Raw genomic sequence first — 19,013 nt, 5'->3', positions numbered from 1 at the left:
CCGCTAGTGCTGGGCCTGTTCCAAAATATGCTGGAGCTCTTCGCCTTTAAACAAATAAGCTTCATTACAGAAGTGACATACGACTTCCGCTTGTCCATCTTCAGCAATTAGCTGCTCTAGTTCGCTTTGTCCCAGACTGACTAGAGTCTGTTCCACGCGCTCTCGTGAACACTGACATTTAAATCTAATTTCCATGTCGTCCATCATTTCAAAGTCTGGCAATAAGAAACGTATCATTTCTTCGAGCTCTAAGTCTTGGTCTAACAAGGAAGTAACTGATGGAATTCCACCCACAGCTTGTTCAACTTGTGTAATTTCTTCATCACTCAGACCTGGTAATAACTGTATAATAAATCCACCCGCTACGATAACCGAGTTGTCAGCTTCTACAAGGACTCCAAGCCCTACTGCTGAAGGTGTTTGCTCTGAGGCAGCAAAATAATAGGTGAAATCTTCACCAAGTTCGCCAGAAACGATAGGTACGCTCCCACGGTAAGGTTCCTTCATACCCAAATCTTTAATTACATAAAGAGTTCCTTCTGTACCTACCGCTCCTGCGACATCAAGCTTACCTTGACTGTTACTTGGAAGATGCGTGTGTGGATTAGTAACGTAGCCCCTTACATCCCCTTGTGAGTTAGCTTCTGCAACAATTTGTCCAATAGGGCCATTGCCCTTCACTTGGATATTAAGACGCTCTTTCCCTTTAAGCATAGCACCCATCATGGAGGCAGCGGTTAATGTGCGTCCCATGGCGGCTGTAGCCGTAGGCCATGTATCATGTCTTTGACGAAGCTCCTCAACGAGCCCTGTTGTCCGAACGGCAAACGCACGAACACGCCCATTCATTGCTGTTCCCCGAATTAATCGGTCTTGTTTCTTATTCATGTCATTACAACCTCCTATGCTGATCATTTATAGATCATTCGTTGATTTATATTTCTAACAGTTACGTTCATAAATAATCCGAAGTCCCTCCAGCGTTAACAGTGGATTGACCTCATCAATCGATTTTGCTTCACTTGCAATGAGATCTGCCAGACCGCCAGTAGCTACAACCTTTAATGAAGGGGCTTGCATCTCTTCCTTTATTCGTCCAACGATACCATCAACCTGTCCAGCATAACCGAAAATAATACCCGCCTGCATCGCATGCACTGTGTTTCGACCGATTACCTTCTTTGGCTTCTCTAGTTCAATACGTGGCAACTTGGATGCCCTCTTGTATAAAGCTTCTGTTGCTATACCAATGCCAGGCACAATCGCCCCGCCGAGATAATTGCATTTACTGTCTATACAATCAAACGTCGTCGCTGTACCAAAATCCACCACAACGAGTGGTCCATGATAGATTTCTACTGCTGCCACGGCATTGACGATTCGGTCTGCACCCACTTCACGTGGATTCTCATATTTAAGGTTAAGCCCCGTTTTAATACCGGGACCGACGATCATCGGCTGCTTTCCAATATATTTGATGCACATATCCTCAACAACATGAACCATTGGTGGCACGACGGATGACATGATTACATTCTCGATGTCATGAATTCGAATACCTGACATCGTAAACAGATTATGAATCAATACCCCGTACTCATCAACAGTCGACTGGCGAGATGTACTGAGACGAAAGTGATGCAGCAATTCACGGTTTCTATATATACCAAGCACGATGTTCGTATTACCTATATCAATTACAAGAATCATGAGGTTAGCCCTCCTTCACAGCATTCAAGTCCAAACTAATATCTAAACTGTCAAAAGAGTAGGTGAGTCTTCCAACAGATATTACGTCAACACCACACTCAGCAATGCCTTTAATCGTATCGAGTGAAACATTACCGGAAGCCTCAACCGTACATGGGGTGATTTCTTTTTAATACGTTGTACTGCCTGCTTCATTAGATCGGTACTCATATTGTCGAGCATAATAATGTCTGCCTTCGCTTCAAGCGCTTCCTCAACCTGTTCCATCGATTCTGTTTCCACTTCAATCGTCATCGTATGTGGAATATTAGCTCTTGCCCGTTCGACTGCCTTACGAATACCACCTGCACCCTTGATATGATTATCCTTAATCATAACCGCATCGTACAATCCAAAGCGGTGATTAGCGCCACCACCAACACGGACAGCATATTTCTCAAGCATTCGATGCCCTGGTGTAGTCTTACGCGTATCCACGAGCCGAGTTGGTAGTCCCCCAAGAGCGTCCACGAACATACGTGTCCGAGTTGCAATACCAGAAAGCCTTTGCAACAGATTGAGTGCAATCCGTTCACCCGTCAAAATATGATGCGTACTGCCCTCTACTTCAGCTAATACCGTGCCTTTCTTTACTACTTGTCCATCCTGAACATGTGCCGTGAAATTCAGCGATGGATCGACAACCTCAAACACAAGCTCTGCTACAGGGATGCCTGCCACAATACCGTCTTCCTTCGCATGGATAATACCCTTGGAGTTATGTCCGGCTGGTATCGTATACTGCGTAGTCACGTCCCCTGAACCTACATCTTCCCTGAGCCACAAGCGAATAGATTCCACTAAGTTCTCGTTATACCCATTAAACATCATCGCTGATTTCCTCCACTATTCCATGATTACGCTGCTGAATTAGGTGCTTGCGCCAGCCCAAGTCATCACGATTAGGGTAATCCTCGCGGTAGTGAGCGCCTCGACTCTCTTCCCTTACTAGTGCTGCGCTGGTAACCAGCAAGCAGCATGTCAGCATATTGGAAAATTCAAATTCTTCTATTTTGCGAAGCATCGATTGAAAAATAGAAGTTTGACGAGTAAGCTCTTCCAGTCCTTTCTCAAGTCCAACCTTCGTTCGTCGCAATCCCACATAACGCACCATCGTTTTTTGCAACTTCAATCGCCGCTCGACGATTGCCTGTGTTGATGAGCTATCACGTAGTTCTACAGACCCTGAAACGTTGGCTACAGCATGTACATTTAAAGGTGTAAGTTCCAAAATACGATCTACAATACGACTACCATACACAATGGCTTCTGAGAGTGAATTACTTGCTAGGCGATTTGCTCCGTGGACACCTGTTGATGATACTTCACCGCAAGCGAAGAGACGCGAAATACTGCTTTCACCGTTCAGATCTGTACGAACCCCGCCCATCATATAATGTGCAGCTGGGGCAACTGGAATCCAATCTGTCGTCATATCAAGTCCAAAATGCACACATGTCTCATGTATCGTCGGAAACCGGTGTTTAATCAAATCTTCCGATTTATGTGTAATATCCAAATATACGAACGTGGACTTTGTCTCCTCCATTTCACTAACAATAGCCCTGGCTACAATATCGCGCGGTGCAAGTTCAAGTAGCTCATGATATTTAGCCATGAACCGCTCACCTTTAATATTACGAAGCACAGCTCCCTCTCCACGCACAGCTTCGGAAATTAGAAACCGGGGCGCTCCAGGATAACAAAGGGCGGTAGGATGAAATTGAATAAATTCCATATCACGAATTTCTGCTCCTGCTCTATAAGCAATTGCTACGCCATCGGCCGTCGCCACTTCAGGATTGGTCGTGTAACGATATAATTGACCTGATCCTCCAGAGCATAGAACGGTAGTTCCTCCTTGGAGAAAAATGCGCTCTCCATCAGGACGCTGTACAAGTGCACCGATGCATTCACCATGGTTTGTTATAACGTCGATCACAAAATGATGCTCCCACACTTCGATATGTTTATGCGTTCTGACTTGTTCAGCCAGTGCTCTGACAATCTCATGACCCGTCGCATCTCCATTAGCATGCAAGATACGACGATGGCTATGTGCCCCTTCTTGCGTCAACGCTAACTCCCCGTTCTCCACGTCAAAAGAGGTCCCAAGTGCTATAAGCTCCTGAACCCCCCGTGGCCCTTCGTTCACAAGTACATCCACTGCTGTAGATGAACATAATCCCGCTCCTGCCATAAGCGTATCTTGCCGATGGGAAGCCGGTGAGTCTTCCTCCGAAATTACAGCAGCTATGCCGCCCTGTGCATACCTTGTATTGCTCTCTAGCAGTGCTTTCTTGGTAATCATTATAACACGCTGATGTTTACTTGCTTGAATTGCAGTGAATAACCCTGCGATTCCCGAACCGATGACAATAACATCAGTTTCGACTTTTGGAAGGGACTGTAGATCAAAATCAATCAAGTATTGTGGAATCATGAACCCGTTCACCTGTCTTAAGAGAAAGAGTAGCGCATGCTACTATACCTGTAACATGCGCTCTAAGGAAATTCTTGCACGGTCGGCTACCACAGGGGGAACATAAATCTGCGGCTTCATTGTTTCCAAACATTTCACCAATTTTTTGAGATTATTAACCTTCATATTTGGACATACCAAAAACTTAGTAGCAAAATGGAATTCTTTATCCGGGCTATCCAAACGTAATTGGTAACCCGTACCGTCTTCAGTACCCACAATGAATTGCTTACGATCAGACTTTTTGCAGTATTCCAAAATCGCAGTTGTGCTGCCAACAAAGTCACCCATTGCAACTACCTCAGGACGACATTCTGGATGTACTACAAATTCAGCTTCAGGATACTTCGTTCTCATTTCGTAAACATCTTTAACCGTCAGCATATCATGCGTGTTACAGTACCCTTCCCAAATGATAAGCTTCTTGTCTGTATGCTGCTGTACGTAATGCCCCAAATTCTTATCCGGTACCCAGATAATTTCATCGGAGTCTACGGACTGGATAACACGTACTGCATTGGCAGAAGTACAGCAAATATCAGTCTCAGCCTTAATTTCGGCAGATGAATTAATATATGTAACTACTTTAGCGTTTGGATGCTGGGCCTTCAATTTGCGAAGCCCATCCACATTAACCATATCCGCCATTGGACATCCTGCTCGCTCGTCAGGAATTAAAACCGTTTTATTAGGTGCCAGAATCTTAGCGCTTTCACCCATGAAATGAACTCCACAAAATACAATCACTTCAGCATCCGTTTGGGCTGCTTTCTGTGCAAGCAAAAAAGAATCACCGCGGAAATCCGCTACTTCTTGAATTTCATCCCGTTGATAATAATGAGCTAAAATAATGGCATTCCGTTCTTTCTTCAGCTGCTTAAGTCGCTCCTGAAGTTCCATCTTTTGTTCTGCTTTGTGCGCTAGCGCAAGAGCCTCCATTGAGTTCACTCTCCTTCATCATATCCGGAATGAAGCTGCCTCTGCAGCAAGGAATTAGTTTGTGAAATTTCTCCCAAAGATGTCCGTTAAAATCCTTCCCGTCAACTTGTTTATCAACTAATGTACACAAGGTTCATCAAACTGTCAATTGACAAGCTCTATATTTTATGAGAGATGTTCCAGAAATTAAAAAGATTCAAAACATACAAAAACCCGGAAAACATTATATGTTTTCCGGGTTTCGTTATATTCTGGTGGGATTTAATCCACTTTACTTATTACTTTGTTTCTGGTGGCAATCCTCCGCCATTACGGTTAGGTAAGTCATTTGGAATATCACCTGAAACATCATTTAACGGTTCGCTTGGTGTACTACCAGGCTCTTCGTTTGGAATGTCTCCTGGAACGGCATTCGGCTCTTCGTTCGGATCTATACCCTGATCTTCACTAGGAAATTCATTCGGGATTTCGTTCTTCGAAAGGTCGACTTCTTCATCTTTACCTTGAATGTGTACTTTCACATCGCCTACGCTCTCGATGATCGGTGTACCATTTTCAGAGGATCCTTCACCGCCGTTTGTTTTTCCAGCGTCTTCAGCAAGGAAGCCATTTTCGATGAGTTCTCTGATTTGATCAAGCTCAAGTGTTTCTTTCTCAAGCAAGGTGTTTGCAATCAAATGAACTTCACGAGAGTGCTTAATCAATAGATCCTTACAACGCTCGTAGCAATCGTTTGTAAAGCGTTGCATTTCTTGATCAATTTCATAAGCAATCGAATCACTGTAGTTCTGCTCGTGACCAATGTCACGGCCCAAGAACACTTGCCCCTGAGAGCTACCGAACTGCATAGGTCCGAGTTTCTCACTCATACCGTATTGCATAATCATGCTGCGTACAATACTTGTAGCCTGCTGGAAGTCACTGTATGCACCTGTACCGATTTCTCCGATGAAAATTTCTTCGGATACACGGCCACCCAAGAGGCCTGTAATTCGATCAAGCAACTCTTGTTTAGTCGCAAGCATGCGATCTTCCTTCGGCATCATGATTACATATCCGCCAGCACGACCGCGAGGGATAATTGTAACTTTATGCACCTCATCAGCATGCTCCAAGAAGTAACCAACAATGGTGTGACCTGCTTCATGATAAGCAACAATGCGTTTCTCGCGATCACTAATCACGCGGCTGCGCTTCTCAGTACCGACAATAACACGGTCAATTGCTTCATCTACTTCTTTCATGGAGATATCTTTACGATTGCGACGTGCCGCAAGCAAGGCAGCTTCATTTAGCAAGTTCTCCAGGTCTGCACCTGTGAAACCCGTAGTACGCTTCGCAATGATATCCAAACGAACATCGGTAGTAAGCGGCTTGTTGCGTGCATGAACCTTAAGCACAGCCTCACGGCCTTTAACGTCAGGACGATCCACCGTGATTTGGCGGTCAAAGCGGCCTGGACGCAAGAGTGCAGGGTCAAGAATATCCGCACGGTTAGTCGCTGCTACGATAATAATACCTTCATTCCCACCGAAACCATCCATCTCAACGAGTAGTTGGTTCAGGGTTTGTTCACGTTCGTCATGTCCACCGCCGAGTCCGGCGCCACGTTGACGACCTACTGCATCAATTTCATCGATGAAAATGATACATGGAGCGTTTTTCTTTGCATTCTCAAACAAATCACGTACACGAGATGCACCGACACCTACAAACATTTCCACAAAGTCAGAACCGGAAATGCTGAAGAATGGTACGCCTGCTTCCCCTGCAACTGCACGAGCTAAGAGGGTTTTACCGGTACCCGGAGGGCCCACAAGCAGAACACCTTTAGGAATACGAGCGCCAACAGCCGCAAATTTACGTGGATCTTTTAGGAATTCAACAACTTCAACAAGTTCCTGCTTCTCCTCATCTGCTCCTGCAACGTCTTCAAAGGTAGCTCGCTTCTTCTCCTCATTATATAAGCGGGCTTTACTCTTACCGAAATTCATTACCTTGCCGCCGCCACCCTGTGACTGATTAAACAGGAAGAAGAAGAGAACGAACATAAGTACCAAAGGAATAAGAGAAGAAAGTAATGTAAGCCAAATACTTTCGCCTTCCATTCTTTTAACACTAAATTGGGTTCCATTCTTTTCACTTACGGCTACCAATTCATCAACGGCGTTATCCGTTAATGGCATATATGTCGAGAACAAGTTCGATTTAACTTTATCGTTCGCCGGCTTCACCTTATATTTACCGGTTACGAGGTAAGCATTTCCATCAAACTGAAGCGTCATCTCTTCCACATTGCCGGCATTCAATTGCTGACGAAACTGGTCGTATCTAGGGACATCAGCGGATTCATTTCCATTACTAACAAACTGGACAATGCCCACCACGACTAAAAAAAGAATCAAATAAAAACCAGAATTCCGGATGAACCGATTCATCCCCTACCTCCTCTCGAAACACATAAATTATTTTACCATAGCCTGTCTAACCATCACAACAAAGGGGAGTCTTCACGACCCTGTGATGGAGCCATGGACTGAAATATCTTAGTTAGTAGAATAAATTTCCGGTTTCAAGATCCCAATGTAAGGAAGATTCCGGTAATGTTCAGCATAGTCCAAACCATATCCGACTACAAAAGCATCCGGTAACACAAAACCAGTATAATCGGCTTCCAACTCAACTGTTCGCCGTGCTGGCTTATCAAACAATGTTACTACACAAGTGGACTTTGCATTTCGACTATGAAGAAGTTCAATTAAATGACTTAGCGTAAGTCCACTGTCTATAATATCTTCGACAATCAGAACATCGCGCCCTTCTACAGATACGTCCAAATCTTTAATGATTTTAACAACACCGGATGATTTAGTGGAGGCGCCGTAACTCGACACAGCCATAAAATCAAGCTCCAAAGGTACTGTCATATTTTTAACCAAATCGGCCATAAAAATAAATGCGCCTTTGAGTACACAAATCGCTAAAGGATTGCGTCCTTCATAAACGGTACTGAGTTTAGCTCCTAATTCTTTGATCTTCTTCTGAATTTCCTCTTCGCTGATTAAAACTTCTTGAATATCATTTTGCAAGTTAAGCGAACCTCCTACGTTATACTATGAAAGCCTTACTATGACCATTACATTTACCCGAACGATCCATCATTGAAAAATGCCATGTGGAGAACGGTCAACGTATGATCATCAATCTTGGCATGAACCGAACGCCTTAAACCGGGAATCCATACAATATTGCCCGAACCATCAACGACAATAGGAATACGAGAACGTAAGGATGGAGGTATCTTCGCATCAATGAAAATATCTTTTACCTTTTTGCTTCCGTTTAATCCCATGACTTTCATGGTATCACCAGGCAACCTAGGGCGCAGAGTCAATGGAAATTCCAATTCGTTAGCATCAAACACTGCTTGCTGACCTGCTTCAACTGTATCTTCCCAATACTCTTCTTCCGGGGACTGCTCTGTCATTCGCAAAACTTTACCAATTTCGTTCATCCTGAGTTCCAGGACAGCCGCATCCAGCCGGTATGTATAACATATTGTTTGATCCGTCTGCTTGGGCATAACTGTAATCATATCGTATTCACGTATGCAAGCCAAGCCTCCGCCTAAATCTAGGCTCCAAGTCGTACTATCATGCTGTACAATTCTTCGACGCACCATCTCAATCGTATCAAAATCGGTGTTTTCGGAACCTGCCGACAGATAATTTAATATTAGTTTAATCATCCTCCGTTGTAAAGCGGCATGTAAGCCCAAAAAGGAAGGCACCTTAAAGGCAAGCCTTCCATCACTGCGCTGCACCAACTTATGGTACGCATTCTCGGCAGCCTGCTCCATATACTCGTCTTCCGAAGCCATGATTTCAGCTAAATGATTGAGTGATTGTGCAATCTGTCCATTATATTGCCCCAAAAAAGGCAGTACATCCAACCGGATTGCATTGCGCGTATACTTATTTTGAAAGTTGGTATTATCCGTCGCATACGGATAGCCGCTTTGATGGCAGACTTGCAACAAGTCTGTTTTGTATATACGGAGAAAGGGACGAATAAGTTCCACATTTCCTTCAAATCTTTTATATTTCATTCCCGTTAGTCCACTTGGACCACTGCCTCGAAGCAGCCTCATCATAACGGTCTCAGCTTGATCGTCTGCATGATGCGCAAGGGCAATCGACCGTGCTCCATAATTAGATGCAACCTGTAAGAGAAAATCATACCTTTTATCACGTGAAGCTTCTTGAGCCCCTTTACCACTTTCCTCCATATAGGCTGGAATATTGGCATAAGTCAATTCAAATGGAATATCCATTTGTTCTGCTAAAGAACGTACAAGTTCAACTTCTGCATCGGATTCTTTACGGAAACCATGATGCACATGAGCACAAATTAACTTCAAAGGGGTGTGCGTCTTCGAAATATTATACAGAATATGCAAAAGAGCCACAGAATCCGCTCCACCGGAAACTGCGACAACGATGATATCATGAGAAGACCATAAATGATGTTCTGCCGCCACATGAAGTACATGTTCCTTCAAGATATTCAAATTCGTTGTATCATCCATAACTGCTCCCCTTTTCTGCTACCCTCACGAGATGTATGAACCTATCACAGAAAAAATGCCAAGCAAACAGCAAAACAAAGAATCACAATTGAAAAGGCAAAAGCACTTTTAAGCCAACGTGGAGTCTTGCCTGGTAATTTCCCGACAATCGCCGGAGCATAAATTTGCTCTTTCCACATCATCAAAGCTTGCTGTGAATTTGCAAACTCTCCTAGCACCGCCTTGCGCAGCCACGAGGAATAAGGCTTTAGACTTGTTTTCCTTTGGATCAACGAAAGCAGCTCAGCTGTATTCCGTGTTTGAGGAAGCTGCTGCTTCGCAGCTTCCTTCAAAGCCTGTTCATCTAAGAGCTGGATCATCAGGATTGCGAATGCAAATAAATCATAGGCCTCATCCCCAGTGCGAGAACCTGCATTCCAATACCCTCGATCATACCACTCTGTGAACTGCTTAACACTTCGACCTATCGTACTAACTCCGCCATAATCAATCAACTCGACTCTGCCGTATTCCGATACAAGCACATTCTCAGGCTTAAGATCACCGAAGACGAAGCCCATCTGATGTAGTCCACGTAACTTCTCAAGTAATCGCAGGCCAGTTAATCCAATCCATTCCGATCCACGTTTACGAATAAAAAGATGAAGTGCGCTTCCTTCGATGTACCGCATCACATAGAACGGAATGTCCTTATTTCTGTCCTTAAAATCATCTACCTCTAATAAAAAGGGGGATTTCACGTTTTCCTTCAAAAGATCTTGACTCTTGCGCTGAGACTGTAATGATGTCAACACATTAATCTCGGATTGGAGATCAAGTGTGTCATATCCCATTTTCAGAGCATACAGCCCCCTATATCCTGCCTTCTGGACAAGGTATACAATGCCATTGGCTCCTTGACCCAGCACCCGCCGAATGACAAACCGACTCTTACGCCATTTGCCTGTAATAATTGTACCGGCTGGATATGCTGGATTAGACGACGTAGTCACCAAGCATCCCTTCTCCTTCTTCGGCATTTTGCCGCCATGATTGATGTCCATCTAGTGTACCATAACGGAAGAAATCAATCACCTTCAAGATGGCAGGTCCCGTTGGCGTGGCACCTTTCATTTGAATGCGTTGGAACAAGGAGCGTAGGCTGCTTAAATCTGATGTCCAGTTCAAATCAAGCACGGCGTCTTCACTACTACCGCGGCTAGGGTAATGAAATACAGCAAGTTCACTCGTACCCATTCTAGCTTGGAGACTTAGCATTAAATCCCGAATTGCATCCTCTACCGCAGCAAGCTTAGGCTTCATACTCGCACTTGCATCGATTAAAAGAGCAACTTGTAGTGGGGTCGTCTCCGTTAACTCATCTACTACAGTAACAACCTTTGAACGCTGGGAAGGAGGTAACTCCTCCAGAGAATCATGTCCTAAAATTTCCTTCAACTCTTTATTAACCGCCTGCTGAATAGTCTGAACCACGGTCTTACGTGTCATCATCTGCATGGTCTGTGCCAGCTGCCTCGTACCTACAATTCGGCTAATTCCTCCTCCAGCTTTAGCGATTTCAGCAATTTCTAGGCCACCCAACTCCCCAATAGTTCCATAATCCACTACGCCGGCTACATTAACTGTTATTCCTTCCTGTAAAGCATGCGCTGCAGCAAGAATCGGGCTTGCTCCTACATTTGAACATCCGTCCGTTATCAAAAGGATCTGTTTCACGAATAATTCACCCTCTCTACGTGTTATGATTCTATTACTATCATTTCCACATTAGAGAGAATTCAAACTGCAAATTAACCATTTCCCGGGCAATGTCAGCTTACCGTACGCGGGCGCTCCATTCGTTCCAATCCAGGAACATGTAGGGTTGCCCATTGGGGTTGAAAATGCTCTACTTTACCGACCACTACCGTCATATCATCTATAATCTCATTACGTTGATAACGTATAACCTTCTCTAGTAGACAATCAGCTATCTGTTGAGGATCTTCACTTTCAATCTCTTGAATTAAACGCTTGATCCATAGTTCCTTGTTCACGGCATGTCCCGGCGCATCATAAATCCCGTCTGTCATCATAATGACGATATCTCCCGCCTGCAATTTTAGCGTTATAAGATCAATCTCAATATCTTGTATAATGCCAATCGGTAAGTTGCTGCCTGATACAGGGATAACCTCGTTTCCTCGTTTAATAAAACTGGGTGCAGAACCTATTTTCATAAACGTTGTTTCAGCAGTGTACTGATCAATTAACGCCATATCTACTGTAGCGAAGATTTCATCGGGTGAACGAAGCAGAAGGATGGAGTTAACCGATTTAATAGCGAGTTTCTCATCCATTCCAGATTGGAGAAGCTGTTCTAATATGTTTAACGCCGTACTACTTTCTAAACGTGCCCGTTCTCCATTGCCCATCCCATCACTCAGGGATACAGCAAACGTTCCATTCCCCATTTCTACTGTGCTGAAACTATCTCCAGATAGTAAATCTCCGCCTTTAGCAGCGCCCGCAACACCCGTCGTTATATCATAGGTTTTGGCAGATCCAAACAATACGGTGGCGAGACCATCTTTAGCTGAGATTAGCGATTCCTGAAGAACAGCAACATGCTCTTCTAAAATATCAGATAATAAAGGAGCAATGATTTTACGACATTCATCATACCCGCGTATATGCATGCACGACTTCAATTTCAACATGCCCAGAATCTAAGCTGATAATTTCAATACCATGAATAGATAGTCCTAGTTGTTCGAGTGACTCCCGAATTTGTTCTTCTTGGCGGTACATGGCTTGTCCTTCCCTTTGAATTTCTTTCGCAAGATCCTCCATAACCTGAGATACTCCAGATAATTGCTCGGCCACCAGCTGACGGCTATCGTATATTTGACGTTTCCATTGCATATCATGTTGATAGAGATGATACTGCTGCTTCATGACATCAAGAACATCGCTAGTCTTTGCACAAATTCTCTCCCATTCTTTTGGCAATTGTTCTGCCTTAATTTCAGGATTCTCCTCAACTGTAGACATCACATCTGTCATATATTTATAGGTTTGATAGAATTTCGAATCCCAGCAATGATTGCGTTTAAAACAGTTATGACACGCGCCCTCAGTCACTGCGTTCATGAAATGATCCATTTCCTCATTGCGTTTGTTCACTTCTTCAGCACCAGATATTTGACCAAAGCTTTGAGATAATTGCCGGAATACCTGTGAAAATTGAGTTACGCGATCTGCTGTTACATCCCTAACACGCTTTGCATATTCATGCTGCGTTTTACTGTAATCAGGGGTGCCAGGAACATATTTGGAAATCATGGAAATTATACTTTTAGGCGTCAATATAAAGAGTATAATTGCTGCACAAGTCTCCCATGTCGAATTCATGACATCACTTGGACCGCTAAAATAGATGGACAAAATGGATGAGCCCAGAAGCATGCCCAGTGCAACCGCTCCTTTTCGACCCTCACGAAGCATTCCAGCGAGCATGCCTGAGAAGGCAAGTAAGCTCATTTGATATATCGCTGAAATATCGGCCAAGCTAAGAATCAAACCCGTTACCACCCCAACCGATGCCCCTAGCGGGGCCCCACCAACCAAGGCAAATAGTAGAATAAGATATCGAGATAAAACATGTTCAATTGAAAGATCATATACACTCCAACCTACAGCCCCAGTCATCACAGAGGCGAGAAGAATAATTAAGCAGAGAATTTCCTCGTTTTTGAGATGATAGTTCTTTTTACGATAAGTAAAGACCGGGATGGCTTGAATAAATACAAGGGTGAGTACGAAACTAAGGACGGCATTGAGCGCAGCCATCATCAAGGCGTACCAGGTAAACGAAGTACCGATTAAAGCATTAAATAATTGAACAGCAAATGCTGACACAAACACCATGAATGGCGCGTAGGACAACTCGGCATGATCAAAAGCATTGAGACCCCTGTGTATAAAATAAAATACGAGTAGTTCAGCACAGATCATTAGAACTGCTGGGAATGGGGCAAACATACTTCCAGCGATCAACGCAATACCAACAGGCACAATATAATCACGGCGCATAAAGGCAATAACTGCGAAAAAGGCAATCGCAAAGGGGGACAGCTCGTCCAATATCATCGCTTTGCCAAGCAAGAATGCCATCACAGTTAGTAACATCATCCACTTCTTCGCTGCAAATAGCTGCAAAGGGCGCTGGAAGATAGTATTCTGACGCATCCGTCCCATCCAGTTTATACCCAAAGCCGCCTCTCCCTTAGCCGTTTTAAATACTGGAACGTCTGTCATATTCCACTTCTCCATGAATCAGGCACCACCATTCGTTTAGTTTGATGGTTCTCATTATAAAACCGTGGCAACAGGAAAGTTTGTCAGAAGAGCGGACAGACTCCTAAGAAATTTCCGACAAAAAAGCCCGCCCTGCGAAAGGTCGGGAAAGAGAGGTTTCTCTTTGTACCCCAACAGATAGAACGCACTAAAACTTAAGCTTTGTGGAAGTAAGGCATCAAACGACACCCTTGTTCCGCTAGCGATTGCGACAGAGGAAACTTGAAATCGGTTGGATGATGTCGGTAATTTTATAGAGGACGACAAAAAAACCGCAGAGGCTTTCGCCTACTGCGGTTCATCTTATTCATATCTGGATTGATGTGAATCAATCAGTTATACACGTTTGGCGCCACGGCCTCCACGTTTGGATTCCGTATTCTTCTTGATCGACGATATCCGCTCTTCACTATCTTTCAGGAAGCGTGACATTTTATCCTCGAATGTAGCTTTGTTGGCCGCAGGCTTGAAAGAAGAACGCCCGCCACGTTCACGATTGAAACCTCCACCGCCACCGCCGCCTCCAAATCGTTCCCCGCCGCCGCTACCGCCACCGGTACGTTCCGGTCTTGGAGCTCTTGGGGGCCGTGCTTCAGATGCTGGTTTATCAACGGATTGTTTGATGGATAGTCCGATCTTACCGTCCTTGTCAACGTTGATCACCTTCACGGTCACAACATCATTGATCTTCAAATGATCGTTGACATCCTTGACGTAATTATCGGCGATTTCCGAGATGTGAACGAGACCTGTGACACCTCCTGACAGATCCACAAATGCTCCAAAATGCGTTATGCCTGTCACCTTGCCTTCTAACTTGGTGCCCACTTCGATTGCCATAGAATAAAATGATCCTCCCTTAAAAATATACAACAAGATTTTTAAAATCTTGGCTGTGGTGATTTGATTATACCTAATGCGCAAACTGAGGTCAACTGAGTAATGACCTACTTATGCGTCTATATTACGGGTTTGTTGCATCTGTATGAATCGGTGTTTCACCCGGTTTATACCAACCAAAATTCTTGCGTGCCAGCTGACCAATATATTCTGGATCATGCAGGCGATTTACTTCATAACTTAATTGGTTCTCGGATTGTTTCACGGCAGCTGCAGCAGATTGGTTCTTCTCAAGCACGGCACTCTTGTCCGCCATTTGTCCAAGCTGAGCAATAAAGGTATAACCACCCCAAACCACAAATACAACCATAAAGGATAACCATATCATGAGACGTCTGCGCGCCCCGGCATTCTTACTTGTCTTCGTGTCTGCTTCATGTTGTTCCGTGACAGCATACTTCCCCATGTTCAAGTCTTCCTCCTTCACAGCTTTGGATATTGGAATAATGATCCACGTTTATTCGCGATGAAACCAACGTTTCCACTGAATAGCAACGGCTTGAACAGCCTTGTCCAGCCACCTCGGCTTCTTTAGCCGCGATGTAATCGGGCGTAGCATCCAGTTTAGCAGTTTCCAAAAAGGTAATACACATTGTATCACAATATGGAGAAGGAACATAATCAGCCGTCCTACTACTCTGATTATTCCCCTGCACATACTGTATAACACCAGAATCGGCGTCCAAATCATGAACTGAAAAATGTTCTTAAGCACCGTTACAATTCGCTTAACAATCCCTATTAACATTACCACAAAACGCTGGGTTGTAACACTTAAGATTAAAAAATATACCCACACCCCGATAAAAAGTCCTACGAACACATAGAACCTAAGTTGACCATAGTTACTGATGTATAGCATCCGGAACACAAATACAGCCGCCGCGCTCCAATAAAGTAGGTCCAGAAGATGGAGGGTCCATTTCGGGAAATGGAGCTGACCTGACAACACCCGGTAGCTATCATAAGCCATTCCCATTGCCACTCCCGAAAATAACATCCATAACAGTGTAATCCACTGAATCTGGGGGTTCATTTAAATAGTTTGCCGAACCTTCCTTTATTTTTACCGTGAGAACCGGGCTCCAAATACACAAGAGAGTGAACCACGCCCTCTATGGAGAGCAGTCCTTCCTCAAGACTTAGATTCTTAATATGTAAATTCTGTCCTTTGATTGTCAGATGGCCAAGCTCTGTTTGGAGAAGAAATTCTTCGCTGTCAAAGCTCTCCACGTTATTCACACCTGTCAGGTGCATCTGCTTACGGTTCAGCATATGTAATTCATGATGCTTTGATTTAGCTTGTTCAATCATGGCATGTACCCCTCCTTCTACAGACAGTGTATGGAGAGAACGACATGTTTAGAACTAGCTAGATATAGTAAAGCGCCCCCCGGCTAACCGAGAGGCGCTAATATGATACCTATTATCTTTCAAAATACACCCGGTTACCAGTTCAGACCATTATCTTTAGCAATCGGCTCTTCCTTCACCAAGGTGTAAAGGCTCGTAGCCTCATCCTTACGAGTACTCTCAGCTAACCGCTCCACCTTAACGGTGACCAGCTTTTGTCCGAATTGGACGGTGATATCATCGCCAATCTTGACTGTGCTGCTAGGCTTAGCTTCCCTCCCGTTAATAAGGACGCGACCTTGTTCCGATACATCTTTGGCAACGGTACGCCGCTTGATCAGCCTTGAAACTTTAAGGAATTTATCGAGACGCATTTTATTTTACAGCTTCTTTAAGTTTGTTACCTGCTTTGAATGCAGGAACGTTAGATTCAGGAATCTCAATGGTCTTACCAGTTTGCGGGTTACGGCCTGTACGTCCAGAGCGTTTGCGAGTTTCGAAAGTGCCGAAACCGATCAATTGAACTTTATCTCCGCCAGCTAAAGCATCGGTGATTTCACCAAGGAAACCATTCAATACAGATTCAACGTCTTTTTTCGTCAAGCCACTTTTTGTTGAAATGTTGTTGATCAGATCTGTCTTGTTCATAAATTATAATCCTCCCATTATACAAGAAATTAAGTATAAGCGCGGGTCAGAAAAGTATTGGCTACTCTCCATCTTCGCATGTGCATCTGAATATGGATATTCTTGATAAGATACCCAAATTCCTGCCTTAAATCGCCAATATTTTATATTAGTTGAGGAAATCCCTGTATATATAACAGGATTATTTCTCTCATATCCCCTGAATAAACCAAAACATGCAAGATGTCCGGATTTGGGGAATTCTTATCATACCTGATTTTTAGCGCTTTGCCAAATCGCTTCCATTTCCTCTACATTGCTCTCCTTCGGTGTCTTCCCACGAAGCTGAAGCTCTTCCTCAATATAGCGAAACCGCTTCAAAAATTTGTAATTCGTTCTTGTTAAAGCTTCTTCTGGGTCCGTTTGGAGAAAACGAGCTGCATTGGTTGCTGCAAATAACAAATCCCCAAGTTCAAGAACCTGTTCATCCTTATCGAATCCTTGATCTACAGCTTCACGTAACTCGTTTAGCTCTTCCTCGATCTTATCAAACACGTCGTGAATATCATCCCAGTCAAAACCTACTTTAGAAGCCTTCTTCTGTAGCTTGTAAGCCTTCATTAATGCTGGAAGATCTTTAGGAATGCCATCGAGAGCAGAAACACGCTCTGAAGCTATTCCCTTCGCTAGCTTCTCTTCTGCCTTCATCTTATCCCAATTACGCAAAGCCTCATCTGAATTTCCTGCTTCAAGTTCTCCAAAAACATGTGGATGACGGAACACCAACTTATCATTCAGTCCTTGGATAACGTCATAAATATTAAAGGAACCTACCTCTTCCTCCATTTGAGAGTGAAGCATAACTTGCAGCATCAGGTCGCCAAGCTCCTCCTGCATATGTTCCGGATCATCTTCATCAATTGTTTCCAATACTTCATACATTTCCTCGATTAAGTTTTTGCGAATCGATTGATGTGTTTGTTCTTGATCCCATGGACATCCATCTGGACTGCGAAGAATACCCACAATCTCATGCAGACGAGCAAATGTACGCTGCCGTAGTTGGTCGTCCTCGCTTCGAGGAACATAGATTAGAGACAGGTTACCATAACCCTCTACCCTGTCTAATTCATATAGAGGCACCTGTATAACCTGCTCTTGATCATCGACACCAAGTGCATGCCCTACTATAACAGGATAATCATCCGGGTACATCTCCATCAGGCAAAGTTTCACCTCTGAAGCTGTAAACCCATCATAGACTTGTCCAATCAGTGTGTGCAGTCGAGGTTGAAGCACTGAACTATGTATTCCAGAAGCATCTAGAAGCTGAAAACCCTCAATAGGGTCGAAGTTTAGCCGTGTGAAAGCCTCATCCAAAAATGACTCTCCGCCCATTACATTTATACTAATGCCTTTCTCTGGGCAGCGCGCACGTAATAACTGTACTGTAGATTCTGCCACCATTGGATGACCAGGAACGGCATATACAATTTGTGCTCCCTCTTCACTGCTTAGTGCTTTTTCAATTAGTGTGCTCGTAATTGTCTCGTATACTTCAGGAAATGAATCATGGGATTCATACATGGCATCAAATGATTGCATTGAAATCTTCATATCTTCCAATACCGACATAACCGGATGTTCTTTCGTCCGAACATATACTTGCGATGCCTGCTGCAAAGCTTTAATAATTCCAAGGGTAAGCCGATCGGGATTTCCGGATCCTAGACCTGTAATCGTTATTGATGCACTCATACCTTTATACCTCCACTTTTTCTCCATTCTTTCCGCAAAAGGATCTTAACTATACTATATCATGGAAGCTTATACCTTTAGAAATGAGGCTACACATGCAGAACGTCCTCTTTAAGAAGCTTTAACTTCTGGAGTGGTTTAATCAGTTTACTGCCAATCTTAGGCAGCATTCGCAGCTCCGCTTCGCTTAGGAGCTGTAGCCATGCGGCGCCGGCGATGAATACGGCGCCACCCATTGCGGCGCCGAGCAGGCTGCCAGCGGCGGCGCCTAGCCGCGCG

The 19,013-nt window shown here is 44.0% G+C and carries 16 protein-coding genes and 2 pseudogenes; all 18 read right to left on the bottom strand.

The genetic code is table 11. The features are described from left to right. Positions 1 to 3: 3 nt before the first annotated feature. Entirely contained in the window at positions 4 to 888 is an 885-nt protein-coding gene (gene hslO / locus JCM16418_RS21570) for an Hsp33 family molecular chaperone HslO (RefSeq protein ID WP_036653122.1), read from the bottom strand. A 54-nt stretch (positions 889 to 942) separates the two neighbouring features. Beyond that, on the bottom strand, positions 943 to 1,710 hold the full coding sequence (locus JCM16418_RS21565) for a type III pantothenate kinase (RefSeq protein WP_036653119.1): 768 nt from the start codon (positions 1,708 to 1,710) through the stop codon (positions 943 to 945). A gap of 4 nt (positions 1,711 to 1,714) precedes the next feature. Next, positions 1,715 to 2,580: pseudogene (gene nadC / locus JCM16418_RS21560) on the bottom strand (carboxylating nicotinate-nucleotide diphosphorylase). Beyond that, positions 2,570 to 4,192, bottom strand: a complete 1,623-nt coding sequence (gene nadB / locus JCM16418_RS21555) for an L-aspartate oxidase (RefSeq protein WP_036653118.1) — start codon at positions 4,190 to 4,192, stop codon at positions 2,570 to 2,572. The pseudogene nadC and the gene nadB overlap by 11 nt, the downstream one beginning before the upstream one ends. Before the next feature lie 42 nt (positions 4,193 to 4,234). Next, complete coding sequence (gene nadA, locus JCM16418_RS21550) at positions 4,235 to 5,170, bottom strand: quinolinate synthase NadA (protein ID WP_036653116.1); 936 nt, start codon at positions 5,168 to 5,170, stop codon at positions 4,235 to 4,237. Positions 5,171 to 5,448: 278 nt separating this feature from the next. Further along, positions 5,449 to 7,608: an ATP-dependent zinc metalloprotease FtsH gene (gene ftsH, locus JCM16418_RS21545; RefSeq protein WP_081765534.1), complete on the bottom strand. Its 2,160-nt coding sequence runs from the start codon at positions 7,606 to 7,608 to the stop codon at positions 5,449 to 5,451. A 108-nt stretch (positions 7,609 to 7,716) separates the two neighbouring features. Beyond that, positions 7,717 to 8,259, bottom strand: coding sequence for a hypoxanthine phosphoribosyltransferase (hpt, locus tag JCM16418_RS21540; RefSeq protein WP_036653115.1), 543 nt, complete (start codon positions 8,257 to 8,259; stop codon positions 7,717 to 7,719). Positions 8,260 to 8,312: 53 nt separating this feature from the next. Further along, positions 8,313 to 9,758 carry a tRNA lysidine(34) synthetase TilS gene (gene tilS / locus JCM16418_RS21535; protein ID WP_036653113.1) on the bottom strand — a complete coding sequence of 482 codons (1,446 nt, stop codon included), beginning with the start codon at positions 9,756 to 9,758 and terminating at the stop codon, positions 8,313 to 8,315. A gap of 44 nt (positions 9,759 to 9,802) precedes the next feature. Next, positions 9,803 to 10,750 carry a serine/threonine protein kinase gene (locus tag JCM16418_RS21530; RefSeq protein WP_036653148.1) on the bottom strand — a complete coding sequence of 316 codons (948 nt, stop codon included), beginning with the start codon at positions 10,748 to 10,750 and terminating at the stop codon, positions 9,803 to 9,805. After that, complete coding sequence (locus tag JCM16418_RS21525; protein WP_036653110.1) at positions 10,734 to 11,474, bottom strand: vWA domain-containing protein; 741 nt, start codon at positions 11,472 to 11,474, stop codon at positions 10,734 to 10,736. Before JCM16418_RS21525 ends, JCM16418_RS21530 begins: the two co-directional genes overlap by 17 nt. Positions 11,475 to 11,569: 95 nt before the next feature. Further along, positions 11,570 to 13,997: pseudogene (gene spoIIE / locus JCM16418_RS21520) on the bottom strand (stage II sporulation protein E). A gap of 435 nt (positions 13,998 to 14,432) precedes the next feature. Next, a complete protein-coding gene (locus JCM16418_RS21515; RefSeq protein WP_036653109.1) occupies positions 14,433 to 14,936 on the bottom strand; it encodes a S1 domain-containing RNA-binding protein in 504 nt (167 codons plus the stop codon). 124 nt (positions 14,937 to 15,060) lie between these two features. Then, positions 15,061 to 15,402, bottom strand: a complete 342-nt coding sequence (locus tag JCM16418_RS21510; protein ID WP_036653107.1) for an FtsB family cell division protein — start codon at positions 15,400 to 15,402, stop codon at positions 15,061 to 15,063. 51 nt (positions 15,403 to 15,453) lie between these two features. After that, the gene (gene yabQ, locus JCM16418_RS21505) at positions 15,454 to 16,032 is read right to left on the bottom strand and encodes a spore cortex biosynthesis protein YabQ (RefSeq protein WP_036653106.1); all 579 of its coding nucleotides are present in this window, start codon (positions 16,030 to 16,032) and stop codon (positions 15,454 to 15,456) included. Continuing rightward, positions 16,029 to 16,310, bottom strand: coding sequence for a sporulation protein YabP (gene yabP / locus JCM16418_RS21500; protein WP_036653104.1), 282 nt, complete (start codon positions 16,308 to 16,310; stop codon positions 16,029 to 16,031). The genes yabQ and yabP overlap by 4 nt, the downstream gene beginning before the upstream one ends. Positions 16,311 to 16,444: 134 nt before the next feature. Next, on the bottom strand, positions 16,445 to 16,723 hold the full coding sequence (locus JCM16418_RS21495) for an RNA-binding S4 domain-containing protein (RefSeq protein ID WP_036653103.1): 279 nt from the start codon (positions 16,721 to 16,723) through the stop codon (positions 16,445 to 16,447). 1 nt (position 16,724) lies between these two features. Further along, positions 16,725 to 16,997, bottom strand: coding sequence for an HU family DNA-binding protein (locus JCM16418_RS21490; protein ID WP_036653100.1), 273 nt, complete (start codon positions 16,995 to 16,997; stop codon positions 16,725 to 16,727). A 246-nt stretch (positions 16,998 to 17,243) separates the two neighbouring features. Beyond that, entirely contained in the window at positions 17,244 to 18,734 is a 1,491-nt protein-coding gene (yabN, locus tag JCM16418_RS21485) for a bifunctional methyltransferase/pyrophosphohydrolase YabN (protein ID WP_036653099.1), read from the bottom strand. Positions 18,735 to 19,013 lie beyond the last annotated feature (279 nt).

Origin of the sequence: Paenibacillus pini JCM 16418, from assembly GCF_000576305.1 — a bacterium.
GTDB lineage: Bacteria > Bacillota > Bacilli > Paenibacillales > Paenibacillaceae > Paenibacillus_AQ > Paenibacillus_AQ pini.
Note: the sequence above shows the minus strand (reverse complement) of the source record. Positions and strands in the feature narration are given on the sequence as shown.